The organism is Arthrobacter sp. LjRoot78, from assembly GCF_964254335.1.
In the GTDB taxonomy this organism is placed as follows: Bacteria; Actinomycetota; Actinomycetes; order Actinomycetales; family Micrococcaceae; genus Arthrobacter.
Genome location: NZ_CAXUTG020000001.1, coordinates 114,015 through 131,755, shown reverse-complemented (window position 1 = coordinate 131,755; position 17,741 = coordinate 114,015). Strand labels below are relative to the sequence as shown.

19 protein-coding genes are annotated in these 17,741 nt (G+C 65.9%); 8 read left to right on the top strand and 11 right to left on the bottom strand.

Features of this window, described 5'->3' with window-relative positions; genetic code table 11:
- Nucleotides 1–4 precede the first annotated feature (4 nt).
- From ACSQ1X_RS00695 to ACSQ1X_RS00685, 3 genes are all read left to right on the top strand, one after another.
- Nucleotides 5–1,507, top strand: a complete 1,503-nt coding sequence (locus tag ACSQ1X_RS00695) for a SulP family inorganic anion transporter (RefSeq protein WP_436056277.1) — start codon at nucleotides 5–7, stop codon at nucleotides 1,505–1,507.
- Between the two features lie 155 nt (nucleotides 1,508–1,662).
- A complete protein-coding gene (locus ACSQ1X_RS00690) occupies nucleotides 1,663–1,857 on the top strand; it encodes a YegP family protein (RefSeq protein WP_055802076.1) in 195 nt (64 codons plus the stop codon).
- Between the two features lie 122 nt (nucleotides 1,858–1,979).
- On the top strand, nucleotides 1,980–3,038 hold the full coding sequence (locus tag ACSQ1X_RS00685) for a bile acid:sodium symporter family protein (RefSeq protein WP_436056276.1): 1,059 nt from the start codon (nucleotides 1,980–1,982) through the stop codon (nucleotides 3,036–3,038).
- 3 nt (nucleotides 3,039–3,041) lie between these two features.
- Here ACSQ1X_RS00685 and ACSQ1X_RS00680 read toward each other — a convergent pair whose 3' ends face one another.
- The 3 genes from ACSQ1X_RS00680 to ACSQ1X_RS00670 are packed head-to-tail and all read right to left on the bottom strand — an operon-like array spanning nucleotide 3,042 to nucleotide 4,694.
- Nucleotides 3,042–3,656, bottom strand: coding sequence for a TetR/AcrR family transcriptional regulator (locus ACSQ1X_RS00680; protein ID WP_055802081.1), 615 nt, complete (start codon nucleotides 3,654–3,656; stop codon nucleotides 3,042–3,044).
- Between the two features lie 13 nt (nucleotides 3,657–3,669).
- Nucleotides 3,670–4,377 carry a PAS and ANTAR domain-containing protein gene (locus ACSQ1X_RS00675; RefSeq protein ID WP_436056275.1) on the bottom strand — a complete coding sequence of 236 codons (708 nt, stop codon included), beginning with the start codon at nucleotides 4,375–4,377 and terminating at the stop codon, nucleotides 3,670–3,672.
- A gap of 5 nt (nucleotides 4,378–4,382) precedes the next feature.
- On the bottom strand, nucleotides 4,383–4,694 hold the full coding sequence (locus ACSQ1X_RS00670; RefSeq protein ID WP_436059230.1) for a YegP family protein: 312 nt from the start codon (nucleotides 4,692–4,694) through the stop codon (nucleotides 4,383–4,385).
- Between the two features lie 340 nt (nucleotides 4,695–5,034).
- Between ACSQ1X_RS00670 and ACSQ1X_RS00665 the strand changes: the two genes are divergently transcribed.
- Together ACSQ1X_RS00665 and ACSQ1X_RS00660 are read left to right on the top strand one after the other, a co-directional pair.
- Complete coding sequence (locus ACSQ1X_RS00665; RefSeq protein ID WP_436056274.1) at nucleotides 5,035–5,400, top strand: ArsR/SmtB family transcription factor; 366 nt, start codon at nucleotides 5,035–5,037, stop codon at nucleotides 5,398–5,400.
- 79 nt (nucleotides 5,401–5,479) lie between these two features.
- Nucleotides 5,480–5,956 carry a hypothetical protein gene (locus ACSQ1X_RS00660; protein WP_436056273.1) on the top strand — a complete coding sequence of 159 codons (477 nt, stop codon included), beginning with the start codon at nucleotides 5,480–5,482 and terminating at the stop codon, nucleotides 5,954–5,956.
- A gap of 27 nt (nucleotides 5,957–5,983) precedes the next feature.
- On the opposite strand, the gene ACSQ1X_RS00655 is transcribed toward ACSQ1X_RS00660, so the two are convergent.
- From ACSQ1X_RS00655 to ACSQ1X_RS00635, 5 genes are all read right to left on the bottom strand, one after another.
- Nucleotides 5,984–6,364 carry a nuclear transport factor 2 family protein gene (locus ACSQ1X_RS00655; protein ID WP_055802096.1) on the bottom strand — a complete coding sequence of 127 codons (381 nt, stop codon included), beginning with the start codon at nucleotides 6,362–6,364 and terminating at the stop codon, nucleotides 5,984–5,986.
- A gap of 101 nt (nucleotides 6,365–6,465) precedes the next feature.
- Nucleotides 6,466–8,229 carry an acetyl/propionyl/methylcrotonyl-CoA carboxylase subunit alpha gene (locus tag ACSQ1X_RS00650; protein WP_436056272.1) on the bottom strand — a complete coding sequence of 588 codons (1,764 nt, stop codon included), beginning with the start codon at nucleotides 8,227–8,229 and terminating at the stop codon, nucleotides 6,466–6,468.
- On the bottom strand, nucleotides 8,229–9,947 hold the full coding sequence (locus ACSQ1X_RS00645) for a 5-oxoprolinase/urea amidolyase family protein (RefSeq protein ID WP_436056271.1): 1,719 nt from the start codon (nucleotides 9,945–9,947) through the stop codon (nucleotides 8,229–8,231). The genes ACSQ1X_RS00650 and ACSQ1X_RS00645 overlap by 1 nt, the downstream gene beginning before the upstream one ends.
- A 62-nt stretch (nucleotides 9,948–10,009) precedes the next feature.
- The gene (locus tag ACSQ1X_RS00640; RefSeq protein ID WP_436056270.1) at nucleotides 10,010–11,347 is read right to left on the bottom strand and encodes an MFS transporter; all 1,338 of its coding nucleotides are present in this window, start codon (nucleotides 11,345–11,347) and stop codon (nucleotides 10,010–10,012) included.
- A gap of 101 nt (nucleotides 11,348–11,448) precedes the next feature.
- Complete coding sequence (locus tag ACSQ1X_RS00635) at nucleotides 11,449–12,207, bottom strand: LamB/YcsF family protein (RefSeq protein WP_082506811.1); 759 nt, start codon at nucleotides 12,205–12,207, stop codon at nucleotides 11,449–11,451.
- A 106-nt stretch (nucleotides 12,208–12,313) separates the two neighbouring features.
- Here ACSQ1X_RS00635 and ACSQ1X_RS00630 point away from each other — a divergent pair, with 106 nt between their 5' ends.
- Together ACSQ1X_RS00630 and ACSQ1X_RS00625 are read left to right on the top strand one after the other, a co-directional pair.
- On the top strand, nucleotides 12,314–13,033 hold the full coding sequence (locus ACSQ1X_RS00630; RefSeq protein WP_436056269.1) for a GntR family transcriptional regulator: 720 nt from the start codon (nucleotides 12,314–12,316) through the stop codon (nucleotides 13,031–13,033).
- A gap of 408 nt (nucleotides 13,034–13,441) precedes the next feature.
- Complete coding sequence (locus tag ACSQ1X_RS00625) at nucleotides 13,442–14,416, top strand: hypothetical protein (RefSeq protein ID WP_436056268.1); 975 nt, start codon at nucleotides 13,442–13,444, stop codon at nucleotides 14,414–14,416.
- Between the two features lie 138 nt (nucleotides 14,417–14,554).
- Here ACSQ1X_RS00625 and ACSQ1X_RS00620 read toward each other — a convergent pair whose 3' ends face one another.
- Nucleotides 14,555–14,818 (bottom strand): hypothetical protein, encoded by a 264-nt coding sequence (locus ACSQ1X_RS00620; RefSeq protein WP_436056267.1) that lies wholly within the window; start codon nucleotides 14,816–14,818, stop codon nucleotides 14,555–14,557.
- Between the two features lie 731 nt (nucleotides 14,819–15,549).
- Between ACSQ1X_RS00620 and ACSQ1X_RS00615 the strand changes: the two genes are divergently transcribed.
- Complete coding sequence (locus tag ACSQ1X_RS00615) at nucleotides 15,550–15,789, top strand: hypothetical protein (protein ID WP_436056266.1); 240 nt, start codon at nucleotides 15,550–15,552, stop codon at nucleotides 15,787–15,789.
- Here the strand turns inward: ACSQ1X_RS00615 and ACSQ1X_RS00610 are convergent.
- Together ACSQ1X_RS00610 and ACSQ1X_RS00605 are read right to left on the bottom strand one after the other, a co-directional pair.
- On the bottom strand, nucleotides 15,786–16,616 hold the full coding sequence (locus ACSQ1X_RS00610) for an IclR family transcriptional regulator (RefSeq protein ID WP_436056265.1): 831 nt from the start codon (nucleotides 16,614–16,616) through the stop codon (nucleotides 15,786–15,788). The two genes, ACSQ1X_RS00615 and ACSQ1X_RS00610, sit on opposite strands and share 4 nt — an antisense overlap.
- A 133-nt stretch (nucleotides 16,617–16,749) precedes the next feature.
- The gene (locus tag ACSQ1X_RS00605) at nucleotides 16,750–17,715 is read right to left on the bottom strand and encodes a quinone oxidoreductase family protein (protein ID WP_436056264.1); all 966 of its coding nucleotides are present in this window, start codon (nucleotides 17,713–17,715) and stop codon (nucleotides 16,750–16,752) included.
- Between the last annotated feature and the right edge of the window lie 26 nt (nucleotides 17,716–17,741).

The following is a 17,741-nucleotide window of genomic DNA, read 5'->3' as shown; positions in this document are numbered from 1 at the left end:
ACACATGAAGCCCGAACAACTCCAGTCCGTCCGGGCCACGCTCCGATCCCCGCGCCGCCTCAAGACCGAAGCCCTCGCCGGACTGGTGGTGGCTCTGGCCCTCATCCCCGAGGCCATTGCCTTCTCCGTCATCGCCGGGGTGGATCCCCGGATCGGGCTGTTCGCGTCCTTCACCATGGCTGTCACCATTGCTTTCGTGGGCGGCAGGCCCGCCATGATCTCCGCCGCCACCGGCGCGGTTGCGCTGGTGATCGCCCCGCTGATGCGGAGCCACGGCCTGGACTACCTGATCGCAGGGGTGATCCTGGCGGGCGTCTTCCAGATTCTCCTGGCGCTCCTGGGAGTCACCAAGCTCATGCGCTTCATTCCGCGTTCCGTGATGGTGGGGTTCGTGAACGCACTGGCCATCCTTGTGTTCATGGCACAGCTGCCCGAGCTGATCAACGTTCCGTGGCTGGTCTATCCGCTGGTGGCCGTCGGACTGGTGATTGTTGTGGCGCTCCCGCGGCTGACCACGGCCGTGCCCTCCCCGCTCGTGGCCATCGTGGCCCTCACGCTGTTTGCCGTGCTGGCCAACATCGACGTCCCGGCCGTCCGGGACAAGGGCCAGCTTCCCGAAAGCCTGCCGGCCCTCTTCATTCCCAATGTGCCGCTGACGCTGGAAACCTTCCAGATCCTTGCGCCCTTCGCGCTGTCCATGGCACTGGTGGGCCTGCTGGAATCGCTGATGACGGCCAAGCTTGTTGACGACATCACTGACACCCGTTCCAACAAGACCCGCGAGTCCTGGGGCCAGGGCGTGGCAAACATCGTCACCGGTTTCCTGGGCGGCATGGGCGGCTGCGCCGTGATCGGCCAGACCATGATCAACGTCAAGGGCTCCGGCGCCCGGAGCCGGGTGTCTACGTTCCTGGCCGGCGTGTTCCTGCTGGTCCTGGTGGTGACGCTGGGTGGCATCGTGGGCCTGATCCCCATGGCCGCTCTGGTGGCCGTGATGATCTTCGTCTCCGCCATCACGTTCGACTGGCACTCCATTGCCCCGAAGACGCTCAAGCGGATGCCCAAGTCAGAAACAGCAGTCATGCTCATCACCGTGGGCACCGTCGTGGCCACTCACAACCTGGCCATCGGGGTGGGAGTCGGTGTACTGGCGGCCATGGCCATGTTCGCCAGGCGCGTGGCCCACTTCGCCACGGTGGAGCGGACGGAGATCGAGCTCAACGGTGACACCGTTGCCACGTACACGGTGGACGGGGAGCTCTTCTTCGCCTCCTCCAACGATCTCTACACGCAGTTCGAATATGCCCGCGATGCCGCACCCACGGTGGACCGCGTCATCATCGATTTCCATGCCTCCCACCTGTGGGATGCCTCCACCATCGCGGTGCTGGACGCCGTCACCGAGAAGTACCGCCGGCACGGCAGGGAAGTGGAGCTGATCGGCCTCAACTCCGCCAGCACCCAGATGCGCGAACGGCTCACGGGGAAGCTGAACGCCGCGGACTAGCCGCGTTTCGGCGGGCATGCCGCCCAACGCGGCCGACCCTCCGTCCCGCCGACACATATCGTTGTCTAATTCATATGACAAGAATTGTCATCTACAGTTGGAGGGGAGCAGCCTGCGGCTACCGTGCAGGCGCACCACCTTGGGGGAGGTCCAGCATGGCAGGAAAATTCGAACTCGTCGCCGCGGAACAGGGCGGCGTCCGCATCCGGCTCGTCAACGGGGCAGGCAACATTCTGGCGGTCTCGGGAATCTACCGGGACAGCGCGGCGGCCGCTTCCGGTGTCACTGAGATCCGCGAGCACGCAGCCACGGCGCATATCGCCGATTACAGCACCCCGCCGTCGCAGTAGCAGCCGCAACAGGCCGCCCGGCGCGTGGCCGGTCAGCCCGAACGAGCCCAGAATCCGACACAAATGTCAGACGTCTGTTCATGAAGTGGCTGGAATAGGCGTTCGGATGTGAGCATTATTGGATGCTTGAGGCAACAAAAACCCACGAAAACACCACCGCCGGCAGCGAAGCCGACGCCGCCCCGCTGAATCCGGCGCTGGCCGCCGAGGCGAAAATCGCCCGTATCGCCGTCACGGTCTTCCCGCTGCTGGTAGTCGCCGCAGGCATTGCCGGATTCCTGGCGCCCGGCGCCTTCAAGCCCATGGGCCCCAGCGTCCCGTACCTGCTGGGCATCATTATGTTCTGCATGGGCCTGACGCTCACCCCGCCCGACTTTGCCTCGGTGGTCAAGCGCCCCTGGGCCGTAGTGCTGGGCATCGTAGCCCACTACGTGATCATGCCGGGTGCCGGCTGGCTGATTGCCGTGGCACTCAACCTGCCGCCCGAACTGGCCGTGGGCCTCATCCTGGTGGGCTGCGCACCGTCCGGAACGGCCTCCAACGTGATGGCCTTCCTGGCCAAGGGCGATGTGGCACTCTCCGTAGCCGTCGCGTCCGTCTCCACACTGATCGCTCCGATCGTCACTCCCCTGCTGGTCCTGTTCCTGGCGGGGTCCTTCCTGCAGATCGACGCCGGCGCCATGGTCCTGGACATCGTCAAGACCGTCCTCCTGCCCGTCATTGCCGGACTCCTGGCCCGGCTGTTCCTCAAGAAGCTCGTCGCGAAGGTGCTGCCGGCACTCCCGTGGGCGTCCGCCGTCGTGATTTCACTGATTGTGGCGATTGTGGTGGCCGGCAGCGCCAGCAAGATCGTTGCCGCAGGCGGCATCGTGTTCCTTGCCGTTGTGCTGCACAACGGTTTCGGCCTGGGACTCGGATACCTCGCCGGCAAGCTGGGCCGCTTGGACGACAAGGCCCGCCGCGCGCTGGCTTTTGAAGTGGGGATGCAGAACTCCGGACTGGCCGCCACGCTGGCAACGGCACACTTCAGCCCGCTGGCCGCGCTGCCGTCCGCGGTGTTCTCGCTCTGGCACAACATCTCGGGCGCGATCGTGGCCGCCTGGCTGGCCCGCCGGCCGCTGCGCGACGATACTGCCGTTCCGCCGGCAGCACTCCCCGCCACGGCCGCCCAGGACGCCTAAGCGTCAATTGCGGTGGTGTTCGATCAGCCAGCCGGCCATCTGCTGGGCCCGCTTCGACGCCAGGAAGTCCCCCTCGGTCGCTGAAATGATGGAGCCCTTCATCAGGATGTGCCAGGACCGCGCAAATTCCTCGGTCCGGCTCAGCCCGGCTTCCTCGGCCAGGGCCTCGATGTGGCCGCGGATCCGGCTGAGGTAGCCGATGCTCGCTTTTCCCAGCGGATGCTCGGGTCCCATCTCCAGCAGGACGTTGATGAACGTGCACGCCTCGAAGTCGTCGCGGTGGAACCAGTCGCCGAAGACATCGAAAACAGCGAGCAGCCGCTCCTCGGGGGTGCTGCCGCGGCGCCGGGCTTCGGAGACGATGAGGTCCACGGTCCACACCTGGTCACGGAGCGCCAGGAACGCCAGGACCAGGGCGTCTTTTGACGGGAAATGCCGGTAGAACGTGGCCTTGGCAACGCCGGAACGGCTGATGAGCTCATTGGTCCCCACATCGCGGATCCCGCGGCGGGAGAACAGCTCATAAGCGGTGGCAAGAATGCGGTCCACTGGGTCATCGCGGCCCGCCAGTGCCCGGGCGGGCAACAACGAGGAACGGTTGGCATCTTCGGCAGTCATCTTAGAAGGAATTTTACATGGAGCGCTGCTGGCGCCTCCCATGATGTCCGCGGATGCCAAGCGTTTCCGGCCGGCGGCGGAAAGGTCCGCGGTGAAGGGCCTGGATGAAACTGTCCAGGAGTGCGGGGTCCTTGGCGTTGTTGGCCAGGTCCACAAGGTCAGCTGCAGTCCTGGCGAGCTTGATATTGCTGTGCTGGCTGTGGCTGACGAGCAGGTTGAAGGCATCCTCCGCGCTGAGGTGCAGGGCACCCATCAGGATCCCCTTGGCCTGCTCGATGGTGCTGCGGCTCGCATTGGCCGCCGAGACGGCGGCCCGGGCGAACTGTTCCGTCTCACGCCGCAGCGTCAGGGTGAGGTCGACGACGAACCCGGCAATGTGGCTCAGCCTGGCGTCCTGGTCGAGGACGCCCTCCCCTGTTGTCAGGATCCTGTGCTCCCGCAGGCGGGCGTCGATCAGCCGGTCGAAACTGAAGAATTTGCCGCCCGCGTTGCGGGCCTGCGTGAAGATCTCCCGGCTGCGGTTCCGGTCGTCCGGGTGCTTGTGCGAGTGGAAAAGTTCCAGAGTGGGCACAATCTCACCGCGGCCGTAGCCGTGGATGAGGTATAGCTCCTCGGACCAGTCGAGCCTGCCGGTTGCCGCGTCATACCTGAACGTCCCGGCGATGCAATCCGCCGCCGCCAAGGCGTCGGAGTGCACCTGCGGGACTTTCCGTGCGGCCATGGCACTTACCACGCAGGAAAATCTGCGACGACGGCCTCCGGCTTGAGGGATTGCTGCCACCGGGCCAGAATCTGCCGTCTCCGGCTCGCTGCCCGGCTCCTAAAGGCAAGAGCTGCGGACGGTCCGCGGGAATGCTGGGGTTTCGGGGCCGGGACTTCGGTGACAAAGCCCATTCCTGCGTACTCGCGAACAGCTGCGATTCCGGCCACGGCGGCCCGCTTGTCCGGGAAGGGCTTCGAGAGCGCCATGACTGTTCCATCAGGAGCTGTCAGCCGAAATCTAAAGGAAGCATCCGCATCGGAAAATAATTCAAACATGCCTGCCATTGAGCCCTCCTGGAAACTCGGGATCGGACCACTCCCGAAGACGCCGTTGTCAGCGGAAGCAGCCTGAATCCATCCATGTATAACCGACCGCGGTGACGGCCGGACGAATTGATGAATTCATGAAAGTCTGAACTACTCAAGCCGTCCGCGCAAGGGCTGTCCGCGTACTAAATCCACCGATCATCCCTTTGCGGCCGGGGCTACGATATACATGCAGACCACGCCAATATTGCGTGGGTGTGAGACAGACCTTTCTGTCTGTCATAGGCTGTATTCGTTGAACAAGCGTTATGGTTGGCGCCGAATTGTGGATGTAGGAAGGGAGGCCCCGATGAAGGATGATCTGCCCGTAGGTCTGGTCCTGAGCGATGTGAAGGCCGAACTTTTCAAGTCCATGGGCCACCCTGCGCGGATCCAGGTCCTGGAAATGCTTGCAGAAGGCCCCGTGGCGGTCAGCCGGCTGCGCGACGACATAGGCCTTGAGCCATCGAACCTCTCCCAGCACCTGGGTGTGCTCCGCCGCCAGCAACTGATCAAGCCCTCGCGCCAGGACGGCCGGCTGTTCTACGAACTCTCCTGCCCTGAGGTAAGCGGCCTCCTCCTTTCGGCCCGGTCACTACTGGGCACGGTCCTGCAATCGACCCGCCTGAAGCTCATGACGTTGGACGAGCCTGCGAGGGAATCCTCAGCCCGCTAGCGACTTTGTTCGCCAGTTACCGCGCCCCGGTCGACGACAGTCCCCGGGAAACGTGACTCCCACCCCCAAGGACGCCGGTATGTTATTCGATTCCGGCCGGATGTTCTACGGCCGCCTGCCCCGTGCCATCATCGGCGGCAGCGTCCTACTGTTGGTAGGAATCCTGCTGGCAATCTTCCTCACCGGCGCGCTGCAGTCGGAACCGGTGGCATGGACCGCCATTGCATGCGCCCTGATGCTCGTCACCTTCCTGGCGTTCGGCTTCTCCAGGATCCAAGTCCTCGAAAACGAAGTGCGGTTGCAGTGGTTCCCGTTCTACCGCCGCAGGATTCCGGTTGCGGCAATCCAACGGGCCGCTCCGGCAGCAATCCATGGCCTGCGCTACGGATTCGGGCTGCGGTTCGGGCCCTTCGGGCTGGGAATCATCCAGGACACAGGGCCGGGAGTCCAGCTCGACGTCGGACGGGGATATCTGCTGAGCCTTGGGTCAGCGGACCGCCAGGAACGGTTCCTTGCGGCCCTGGCGGCGGCTGGCGTCCACGTCCAGCGCTTCTGACAACAGGTGCCTACGTCGCCAGCCCAGCTAGGCCTTTTCAACCCACTGGGCACGCCAATCGGGTGGTTCGAACGATTCGCTCCAGTAGGCCGTTTCCTTGGCAATGCGGCCGTCGCGGAATTCGAAGATGAACACCGTTTCGTACTGCGGTCCGTCGTAGTCCAGCAGGGCTTCGGCAGTTACCAGGTTCCCGCCGCTGAGCAGCCGGCGCAGCGTGATGGTGGGCAGTTGCGGGAAGGCGTTGTAGATTCCCCGGCGGTTCTCTGCACCGCGCACAATTTCTCCGGATTGCGGCCAGTGCATCACAGCATCGTCGTGGAACAGCTCGTCCATGACCTCGATCCGGCGGTCGTTGATACAGTCGATCAGCCGGTTGACTACTTTCTCATTGGTGCCGGTTTCATCCACAGCGTGGCTCCGTTTTCTGGAGGATCCTAGGGCTAACTAATGCCTTGCATTGTCCTCCGGAAACCCCGGCCGCACCACCGTTCTGGGCCCCTCCGCGGCGCCTAACCGATCAACGCCAGCACCGCCCCGGCAGTCACCACGCCGCCGGCTTCGGCGCGGATGCCCGTCACCGTTCCGTCGCGGTGCGCCGTCACCTGCGTTTCCATCTTCATCGCTTCAAGAACGACGACGGCGTCCCCCGCCGACACTTCAGCGCCCGGCTCCACGAGCCACTTGACGACAGTTCCGGCCATGTCGGCACGCAGCTCCCCCGGATCGGCCGTTCCGGAGGCGGCAGCACCGCCGTCGGACGCTGAATCAACCGACACGCCGGCGGGCAGAGCTCCGCCGGAACGTGCCCAGCCGTCCAGCAGGTCCGCCGGCAGTCCGACCGCCAGGCGTCGGCCGTCCACCACGACGGTGACAGTACGGCGTGCGCCGTCGGGCGCGGTGGTGCTGTAGCCGGGATCGGCAGGGATCCGGTCCGCGAAGTCGGTTTCGATCCAACGGGTGTGGATGCCCAGGCCGGTCTCGGAGGTGAAGTCCGGCGATTCCAGTACAGCGCGGTGGAACGGCAGAACGGTGGCCACGCCGGTGATTTCAATCTCGGCGAGTGCGCGGCGGGCGCGCCGCAGTGCCTGCTGGCGGTCCGCGCCGGTGACGATCAGCTTGGCGAGCAGTGAGTCGAATTGCGGCGCCACGAAGGACCCGGAGCGGACGCCGGTGTCCAGCCGGATGCCGGGGCCGGTGGGGCCGTGGAATTCGGCGATGGTCCCGGGTGAGGGCAGGAAGCCGCGCCCCACGTCCTCGGCGTTGAGCCGGAACTCGAAGGAGTGGCCGCGGGGTTCAGGATCGGCGGCGATGCGCAGGGCTTCCCCGGCGGCAATCCGGAACTGTTCCTGGACCAGGTCGATTCCGGTGGTTTCCTCGGTGATGGGGTGCTCCACCTGCAGCCGCGTGTTCACTTCCAGGAACGCGACGGTGCCGTCGGCAGCGACCAGGAATTCCACGGTGCCGGCGCCGGAATAGCCGGCTTCCCGGCAGACTGCCTTGGCGGCGTCGTAAATCTGTTGGGTCTGCTCGTCGCTGAGGAACGGGGCTGGTGCTTCCTCCACCAGCTTCTGGTGCCGGCGCTGCAGTGAGCAGTCGCGGGTTCCGACGACCACCACGTTGCCGTGCGTGTCAGCCAGGACCTGCGCTTCGACGTGGCGCGGACGGTCCAGGTAGCGCTCCACGAAGCATTCGCCGCGGCCGAAGGCTGCCACGGCTTCGCGGACAGCGGAGTCGAAGGATTCCTCGATCTCGTCCATGTTGCGGACCACTTTCAGCCCGCGGCCGCCGCCGCCGAAGGCCGCCTTGATGGCGATGGGCAGGCCGTGCTGTTCGGCGAAGGCCCGGGCCTCCGCGGCGGTGTCCACGGGTCCGTCACTGCCGGCCACCAGCGGCGCACCGGCACGGACAGCGATCTCGCGGGCGGTGATCTTGTTGCCAAGCTGCCGGATGGCCTCCGGTGTGGGGCCGATCCACGCCAGTCCGGCATCCAGGACGGCCTGGGCAAAATCCGCGTTCTCGGACAGGAAGCCGTAGCCGGGGTGGACTGCGTCAGCGCCTGATCTGGCAGCCACCTCGAGCAGCTTGGGGATGTTCAGGTAGGTGTCCGCCGGGGAGTTTCCGTCCAGGCTGAACGCTTCGCTTGCGGCGCCGACGTGCATGGCATCGGCGTCGATGTCCGCGTAGACGGCGACGGATTCCAGCTGGGCGTCGTCGCAGGCACGGGCAATCCGGACGGCGATTTCACCACGGTTGGCGATCAGGACCTTGCGCATCAGTTACTCACTTTTTCTTGGGACGTCTGTTCGGTCGAAGTCTGTTCAGAAGTTTTCTGTTCCGGCGAAGGAGTCTGCTCGGGAACACGGCGGAAGCGGATGCTGCCGCCTATGGGCACCTGCGCGGCCAGGTCCAGCTGGTGGTCCACCACCACGCCGATCACGGGGTAGCCGCCCGTGATGGGATGGTCGGCCAGGAAGAGCACGGGGAGGCCTTCGGGCGGCACCTGGATGGCGCCCGCTACGGTGCCTTCGCTGGGCAGTTCGCCCTGCCGGCCGCGCTCCAGCGGCGTGCCGTCCAGCCGCATTCCCACGCGGTTGGACTGCGGCTTGACCACCCAGTCCTGCCCGCACAGGGAATCCAGGGCGGATTCATCGAACCAGTCGGCCCGCGGGCCCAGGACGATGTCCAGCACCGTGACGCCCTCGCCGGGGAAGTCCGGCTGGAGTTCGGGATCACCCACGACGCCGGATTCGGTGACGTCGCCGGATGCCAGCAACTGTCCGGCGGCAAGCGGGGCCGGTCCTATGCCGGACATGGTGTCGGTGGAACGGCTGCCCAGAACGGGCGCGGCGTCCACCCCGCCGCGGACTGCCAGGTAGCTGCGGAAGCCGGCCTCCGGCGCGCCGAGGGTCAGGGTTTCGCCGTCGAGCAGCGCAAACGGTGTGGCCATGGGAACCGTGCGCTGGCGCCCGGTCCCGTCGCTGTCAGCGTCGGAGCCGGATTCAGCGTCCGACGGCGACGCGATGGTCAGTTCCGACGGCGCCCCGGCGACGGCCAGGACCTGGTCGCCGACGGCCTGGACTTTGAGTCCGCCGGCTACGCTCTCGATGGCTGCGGCCGAGGAGTTGTTGCCCACCAGCCGGTTGGCCCGGCGCAGCGAGGCCCGGTCCAGGGCTCCGGCGGCGGAGACTCCCAGCGCGGAGTGGCCGTGCCGGCCGAGGTCCTGGATGAGGCTTTGCAGCCCGGGTGACACGATCCGCAGGCCGGAAGCAGCCTCCCGGGCCGATACCTCCGTGGCGGTTACCGCCTCGGAGGCCGCATGTTCCGGTGCCATGGTCACCACATCGCGGACGGCGCGGAACTGGACGCGGTGTCCCGGGCTGGCCAGTGCGGGCTCGGACCGGCTGAGGTCCCACATGCGGGCCCCGGTGCGGCCGATCAGCTGCCAGCCGCCCGGGGACCTGCGCGGATACACCGCCGAATAGTTGCCCGCCAAAGCCACCGAACCGGCGGGCACCGCGGTGCGCGGCGAGCTGCGGCGCGGAACTTCCAGCACCTGGTTCTCCCCCACCATGTAGCCGAAGCCCGGCGCGAACCCGGCAAAGGCCACCGTCCACACCTGGCCGGAATGGGCTTCGATGACGCCGTCCGTTCCGAGGCCGGTGAGCCGCCCCACTTCGGCGAGATCCTCGCCGTCGTACACGGTATCGATGAACACCAGGCCGCCGTCCTGTTTGACCGGAGCCGTCAGGTCCAGGTCCAGCAGGAACGAGCCCATGCGGCGGGCGGCGGCCGGCGAATCCGCGCGGACCATCACGGTCTGCGCGGCCGCCAGCACGTCCACCTGGCCCGGCAGCGGGGATTCCAGGAGCAGGGTCTGCAGGGCCAGGACGTCCTGCGTTCCGGAGAGCTCCGCGAGCACCGCCCGCGTTCCCACGGGCCGCACCGAGAGGACCTTGTGCACGCTCAGGGTTTCCATTGCTACCGCTTCCATCGTTTCCAATGCCTTAAAAGTTCTGTACTGAACAGGTTTCTGTGCTGGAGTTTCCGTGCCGCTCAGGCGAGGGAAGCTGCGTCCGCCAGGAGGCGCTCTTCTTCAGCGGTCTGCGGGTTCCGGCCGAGGGCCAGGCCCACAACCGTGACTGCGGCGGCCACCAGCAGGTAGGCCGCGATCAGGTACCAGTCACCGGACGCCGCGTAGAGGGCGGTGAAGATCAGCGGTGCCACGGCGCCGCCGATGACGCCGGCCAGGGTGTAGGCCAACGAGCTGCCGGCATAGCGCAGGCGGGCCGGGAACTGCTCGGTGATGTACGCGGCCTGGGGGCCGTACATGAAGGCGTGGAACGCCAGGCCGATCACCACGCCGACGGTCAGCATGAGCACGGACTTACCGTCGATCATGAGGAAGAAGAGCGGAATGTACAGTGCCGTTCCAACGGCGGCGATCCCGTAGACCATCCGGCGGTTGAACCGGTCGGTGAGGGCGCCGGCCAGCGGGATGAGGAACAGCTGGAAGGCCGAGCCGACCAGGATTGCCGTGAGGACATTGCCCGTGGTCATGCCGAGTTCCTTGGTGGCGTAGACGGCCACGAAAACCGTGAAGAGCGCGTAGAGGACGTCGGGGCAGACGCGGGAGAGGGCAGCGGCCACGAGGGCCCGGGGTTCCTTGCGGAACACCTCAGTGATGGGGGCCTTGGGCTGTTCACCGTGGGCCGCAATGGCCTTGAACACGGGGGTTTCTTCAAGCTTGAGGCGGATAATCAGGCCGAAGACCACCAGCAGTGCGGAGGCAAGGAAGGCCACGCGCCAGCCCCAGGAGAGGAAGGCTTCTGTGCTGAGCGTTGCGGCAAGGAGCGCCAGGACGCCGTTGGCCATCAGGTTGCCGGCGGGCGGGCCGATCTGGGCTGCGGAGGACCAGAAGCCGCGCTTGTTGGCGTCACCGAATTCGCTGGAGAGCAGGACGGCACCGCCCCATTCGCCGCCGACGCCGATGCCCTGGGCCAGGCGCAGGAGCACCAGGATGGTGGGGGCTGCCACGCCGATCACGGAGTAATCGGGAAGCAGGCCGATAAGCACGGTGGCGACGCCGATGAGCATGAGGGTGACCACAAGGACTTGCTTGCGGCCGATCTTGTCGCCCAGGCGGCCGAAGATCACGCCGCCGATGGGCCGTGCCAGGTAGCCCACCGCAAAGGCGGAGAAGGAGAGCAGGAGGCCCACGAACTCGTCATTGCCCGGGAAGAAGATCTTGGGGAAGACCAGGGCGGAGGCCACCGAGTAGATGGCGAAGTCGTAGTACTCCAGCGAGGTGCCGGTCAGGCTGGCGACGTAGGCCTTCAGCGCGCCGGGCGGGATCTTTCGGCCGGTGCGGGCGGCCGTGTGATGTGTGGTCATGATTTTCCTTCAGGTGTGCGGCGGGAGCTGCCTGCATGCTGGTTGGGGGTGCTGCCGGGGGTCTGGCAGGGTGAGGCGGACGCCGTTAGGGCGAAAGCGGTTTAGGCGAAAGCCTTGATGGTGATGCCGGCGTCGGAAAGCGCAGCTTTCACTGCAATAGCCATGGCTACTGCCCCGGGGGAATCGCCATGGACGCAAATGCTGTCTGCATTGATTTTCAGGATGGAGCCGTCCACGGTGCGGATGGCGGAGTCGGCGGCCATCCGCAGGACGTGTTCGGCCACCTGGGCCGGGTCATGCAGGACGGCTCCGGGGAGCGAGCGGGAGACGAGCGTGCCGTCGGGATTGTAGGCGCGGTCGGCGAAGGCTTCGGAAACAGCACGGAGTCCGGCGGCCTCTGCAAGCCGCAGCACCTCCGAGCCGGGAAGGCCGAGGATCGGAAGTCCGGGATCGATGGACCGGACGGCGTCGACGACGGCGCGCGCCTGGGCGGTGTGGGAGACGATCGCGTTGTACAGGCCGCCGTGCGGCTTGACGTAGCGGACGCGTCCGCCTTCGGTGGCGGCCAGCGCCTGGAGTGCGCCGATCTGGTAGACGATATCGTCAGCCAGTTCACTGGGATCAATGTCCACGAAGCGGCGGCCGAATCCGGAGAGGTCACGGTAGCCCACGTGGGCGCCGATCATGACGCCGGCCTGCACGGCTTCGCGGCAGGTGCGGCGGATGACCGTGGGATCGCCGGCGTGGAAACCGCACGCCACGTTGGCGCTGGACACGGACTGAAACATCGCAGTGTCGTCACCCAGCGTCCAGCGGCCGAAGGACTCGCCTACGTCACTGTTCAGGTCCATATAAACCATTGTGATCCTCGTCTCATTGATTTGCTCTTACTAGGATGCACCAAATTTATCGATTGTTCAACAATCCTTCGATTCAACGATGTGACGATCGTGTAAATTCTGGAGTATGGCCACTTCAGAAGCAGCAACCCGGGGCGTATCCGGCACAGGCGCAACCTCCGCAGCATCGGCAACCGCGGCAGCCCGGCTGCGCGTCGCTGTGCCCTCCGTGGCCGACCGGGTGGCGGATGAACTGCGCCTGCAGTTGGCGGAAGGCGTCCTGCTCCCGGGGGCGCGGCTGACCGAGTCCACGATTGCCGAGGACCTCGGCGTCTCCCGCAACACGGTGCGCGAAGCTTTCGCCGAGCTTGCAAGCGAACGGCTGGTGGTCCGGCACCCCAACCGCGGAGTTTTTGTAGCCAGCCTGGAAGCCGGCGATATCCACGACGTCTACACCGTCCGCCGCACCATCGAAGTCAGCGCGATCCGCGGCGGGGGCAGCCCGGAAGCGGTGGCGGCCGTCCGGGCGGCGGTGGAGGAAGGCAAGCTCGCGGCCGCCGCGAACGACGACGAGGGACTGGGCACCGCAAACCAGCACTTTCACGGCGCGATCGTGGCCCTGGCCGGAAGCCGCAGGCTGAACACGATCATGTCCCAGGTCCTGGCGGAGATGCGGCTGTTCTTCCACAAGGCCACGATGGACGCGAACTTCTACAGCGGCTACCTCAAGGACAACGAGGAGATCTGCGAGGCGCTGGAGGCCGGCGAGCTCGAGAAAGCCGCCGACCTGCTGCTGGCATACCTGGACCGCTCCGAGGAGAAGCAGGCCGAAGTCCACGGGGAGTAGGGCCGGGGCAGCTCAATCCGGCTCAAGCGCGGTACCCTGAAACGCAGACTAGTTCAGGGGGATGAATGAAAGTCAGAGGCCATCAAGGCAAGCTCAAAGCCGGCGGCAGTGTCATCTTGAGCCGAAACGCAGCACCGGCCGGGCCAGGATTCGGTGCCTAGCATGCGATCCTTCCTCGTATGCGCCGCCTGCGGATCAGCCGTGGTGCTGGTCCGGCACCCTCAGCAGGGCCCAAGAGGCTCACAGGACGAAACCCCGTCGCACTGCAGCAACCGGAACTGTGCCAACAGCAGCAAGCATACAAAGCTGGCCAGCGACTGGTACCGCCGCACTGCACTGGAGAGGCGCCAACCAGGCTGACGCCGGCGCTGGCTCTGCCCTCCCGACTGCTCAACGACAGGAGTCCTAGTGAGCCTTCCGGACCAGGCAACGAACCAGGCAGTCCCTGACCAGCCGAGCCGGAGCCCCGGAAGGGATGCGGCCCGGGGGTTGCTGATCGGAATCCTGGCAGGATTGCTCGGCCTTGGCCCGTGGCTCGTAAGCGGCGCGAGGCTGCCTTTGCAGAACCTCTGGGGCTCAGAGGTGCCCCCGGATCAGATGCCGGTCTCGTTGCTGCCGTTAAGTCAGTACGAACTCACCACCATCGTTTCCCTCCTCACCGTGGGCGGTGCCGCGGCAGGACTCGCGCTGCGCCTTTGGTCCCCCGCCCGACGGCGGCTGGCGGCGTGGTGCGCCGCGGCAGGACTGCTGGCAGTCCAGTTCACGGCGACCGTTCAGTCGTTCACGGTGCTCGACGGCGGCCTGGCGGGCGGGACCATGGCCGGCCTCTACTTCGCCGGGTTGCTGGCAGGTGCGATCGCCTCCCTCGCCGCGGCCGCCGTCGCGCTTTCCTTGTTATTCTCCAGGTCGCGGGCGCTGGCCGCATTGGGGGTGGGGCTTGTGGCGGTGCCGTTCCCTTCGTGGGCGGTGGAGTGGATGGTCGGTTTCATGGGGCATACCGGCGTGCCGGTTGCGGTGCCGTCAGCGGCTCGCTGGATTCCCGCCATCGTGGTCGGCTGCGCCCTGGCGTGGTGCGGCCTCCGTTCCGCGGGCCGGGCGGTGGTGTGGCTCGTGAACATTGCCCTGCTATGGCTGGTTCCCGCCGTGTTCATCTCGGTTAATTACGTGCTGGGGACTCGCGTGCTGGCCGGCGACCTGGCGGAGATGCTGTTGATGAGCCGGCAGATCCTGGCGGCGACCCTGGGACCGGACGGCGGAGCACTTCCAACAGTGCTGCTGGCTCTGGCCGTCGCCTTGGCGGGGCAGGGCGTCGGTGCCGTTGCTGCCCGCCGGCGCGACCGCCAGACCCTGCCTGACGCCGGCCGCTACGACGCCGGCCACTGACTAGTCGAATCAGTCCGTTTCCGGCCCGGTGCAGAAGAAACAGCTGTTCGTGTCGCATTCCTCGGCCGCCGCAGAAGCCACGGCCGATGCTGCCGGGGCGTCACCCGCCGCCTGCGCGTAAATCGTTCCGGACATGGCTTACTCGCCGTACATCAGGCTGGCAAGGAATGCGTCCAGCTGGCGGCCCATGGCTGATTCGTTCCCCGTCGCCGTCGGCTGTGCTTGCTCAAGGTACAGGCCCTCCCACGGCGAGCACTTCAGCTCTCCGCCCTCAAAAGGGACAGGAGCTTCGGCGGTCGGGGCCGGCGACGGCGCCTGCTTGGACGGTGCATGGGCGTGCAGTGCGGAGCTGCTGTGGCCGAAAGCGGTGAAAATGGCGCGGTGGCCGATTGAGATGGACATGATCGCTTTCCTTCCTGCTGGTGGCCCGGAACCACGGTGTCCCGGAGCCAGATCATATTTGGTGGCTAAACTTGAACGCAACGTTCGAATAATGAACGTAAAAATAGTGTGGCACACCTCACCGGGGGACGCAATGGGTTTCCCTAGCGGGACTTTTCGGCCGGCGTCACCACAACCACCCGGGGCCGGTCGGCCCTGCAGATTATGACCCGGCCCCGCCCTCCATCCTGGATGGCCCACAGGACGGTGCGATCCAGCGCAAGCATGTCAATGAGGCCGGCCGCAGTGCTGCCGTCCCCGCGGAAGACCCGCACCGTGCCCCCGCGGGACAACTTTGACCAGTCCGGGACGGCGGCCGCAGGTTGCGGGGAGCGCGTGCGGCGCGTCGAAATTCTGGGGTTGGCGTACATCCTGGTAGTCCGTTCGACTCGGGTGGCAAATGAATTGCGGCGCCTCCTTGCCAAAGAACGTGAGGAGGGCCACAATGGAAAGTGTTCATCCAGTGAACGCCACGTTCAAAATATAACGTTCAAACTATTAACCGGTGAGTCCGTCCTCGGACCTCCATCAATGGAGATGATGGCCATGAAAAGACGTGAGAAGCCCGCCAACACACGCCTCCGACACCTGCCGCCCCTGCCGTGCGTGCCAGCGACCGCCCGGCCGCTTGCACTCTACGTCCTGCCGCCGCACTACGAGCAGGCGCTCTTCCCGGATTTTGCAGGATGACCATGCCTCACTGGAACCACAAGCAGAAGCAGAAGCGCCGCAGGGAACCCGCCGAGCTGCTCAAGGCCCGCGATGCGCGCAGGACCGCTGCACTCACGCAGTGCGTCAGGGAGTTGAGCAGCAGCGGGGTGCCACAGGAAGTAACGCACACCCTGGTGGCCGAGCGCATGGGAGTGCCTGTTCAGTACGTGCGCTGGAAATATCCCTCCGTGGAGCATCTCCTCGCGATGGCTGAAGCCTAAACGGGTTCGATGCCGAGGAGCGCCTTCGCGATGTCCCTGCTTGCCGCGCGCAGCTGGTCGATGGTGTCCGGCAGGCCTTCCGATTTCAGCCGCTGCTCGGGCCCGTTGACGGAGACGATGCCAACCAGCGCACCTGCCACATCCCGCACCGGTAGTGCCACTACAAAGAGGCCTTCTTCGAGTTCGTTGTCCATCACCGAATAGCCTTGGTCCCGGATCTTGTGCAGTTCCTGGATGAGCGCCTCGCGCTTGGTGATGGTGGCCGGCGTGAACCTTTCCAGCTTCTTTGGCAATGCCTGAGCCACGTCGTCGTCGCTCATTTCCGCAAGCATGAGCTTTCCGGTGGCGCTGGCGTGCACGGGATAGGTTTCGCCAACGTACATCGTGACATTCAGGTACCTGGAACCCGAAGCTTCCGCGATCACGTCGTAGTTCAAGGCGTCCCGCACCATGGCCAGGCTCACGGTCTCGTTGAGCCTGGCAGCGTATTCCTCCAGAATGGGCTGGACCCTGGCCACTGCACCGGTGTACGGGTCAGCGAGCCGGCCCAGCCGGGCCATTTCCCAGCCAAGTGTGTACCGGTTGTCTACCCGGTCCACGAATCCCGTTTGTTCCAGGCTCAACAGCAGTCGGAAGGCCGTCGGACGCGTCATGCCGACAGCCTGGGCAAGCTCGGTGACAGTGATGCCGCCCCTGTGCCGGCCCAGCTCACTGAGCAGGACCGTGGCCTTGATGACGGATTTGTTGGTGAGGTCTACAGCCTCGGCCGGCGCCGTTTCCTCACCGTCTGTTGCCGCCTCTACGTCCACGCCTGTTTCCGCTGCCACTTCAAACCCCGGTTCCATTCACGTCTGCCCGGGGCACGGTGCCCCGATTGGATGTCTTCCCATCCTATGCCTCGCCAAGGAGCGAACGGGGCGTTCAAGAGTGGTTCAACGCCGCAGCGCTCCCTCCCGCCTGCTACGGCACCAGGATGACTTTGCCCGTCGTTGCCCGCGACTCCAGCGCAGCGTGGGCCTCTCCGGCCTGCTCCAGGTGGAAACGCGCACCAATGTCGACCTTGACGCTGCCCCGGACCACCAGGTCAAACAACTCCCGGGCGCGCCAGCGGCGCTCCTCGGCGTCGAGCAGGAAGTCGTCGATCTTGGGCCGGGTGACCGTCAAGGATCCGTGGGCATTGAGCCGCTGCAGGTCGAGCGGCGGCACCTGGCCGGACGCCCCGCCGAAGAGCACCAGCGTGCCGCGGATGCGCAGGGAGGCCACGGATCCGTCAAAGGCGTCCTTGCCTACGCCGTCATAGACGACGTCGACGCCCCTTCCGCCAGTCAGTTCGCGCACCCGCTCGGGAACCTCCGGGTACGTGAGGACGTGGTCGGCTCCGGCTTTCCGGGCCAGTTCCGCTTTTTCGGACGTTGAGGTGGTGGTAATGACGGTGGCGCCGCGGTGCTTGAGCATTTGGGTCAGCAGCAGCCCGACTCCCCCGGCTCCGGCGTAGGTCAGGACGGTGTCGCCGGGCTGGACGTTGTAGCTGGAATTGACCAGGTAATGTGCAGTGATTCCCTGGGCGGGCAACGCTGCGGCCACTTCATCCGAAATGCCGTCCGGGACCGGAAGCGCCTTGTCGGCGTCAACCACCATGTACTCGGCGTAGCTGCCGGCGCCCTCCGTGGTGGTGATACGACCGCCCGCCACAAAGTCCGTGACGCCGTCGCCGATTTCCTCGATGATTCCGGCGGCCTCGACGCCGGGAACGAAGGGATAGTCGACGGCGTAGATGCCCGCGCGCTGGTAGGTCTCGATGAAGTTCACCCCGACGGCGGCGACGCGCATGAGCAGCTGGCCCGGCCCGGGCTCGGGCTTGGTGACGGTGACCCGCTCGAAGACGTCCGGGCCGCCCGCCCTCGGAATGTGCATGGCATAGGGCATTGAATTTCCTCCGAAAGACCGCAGGG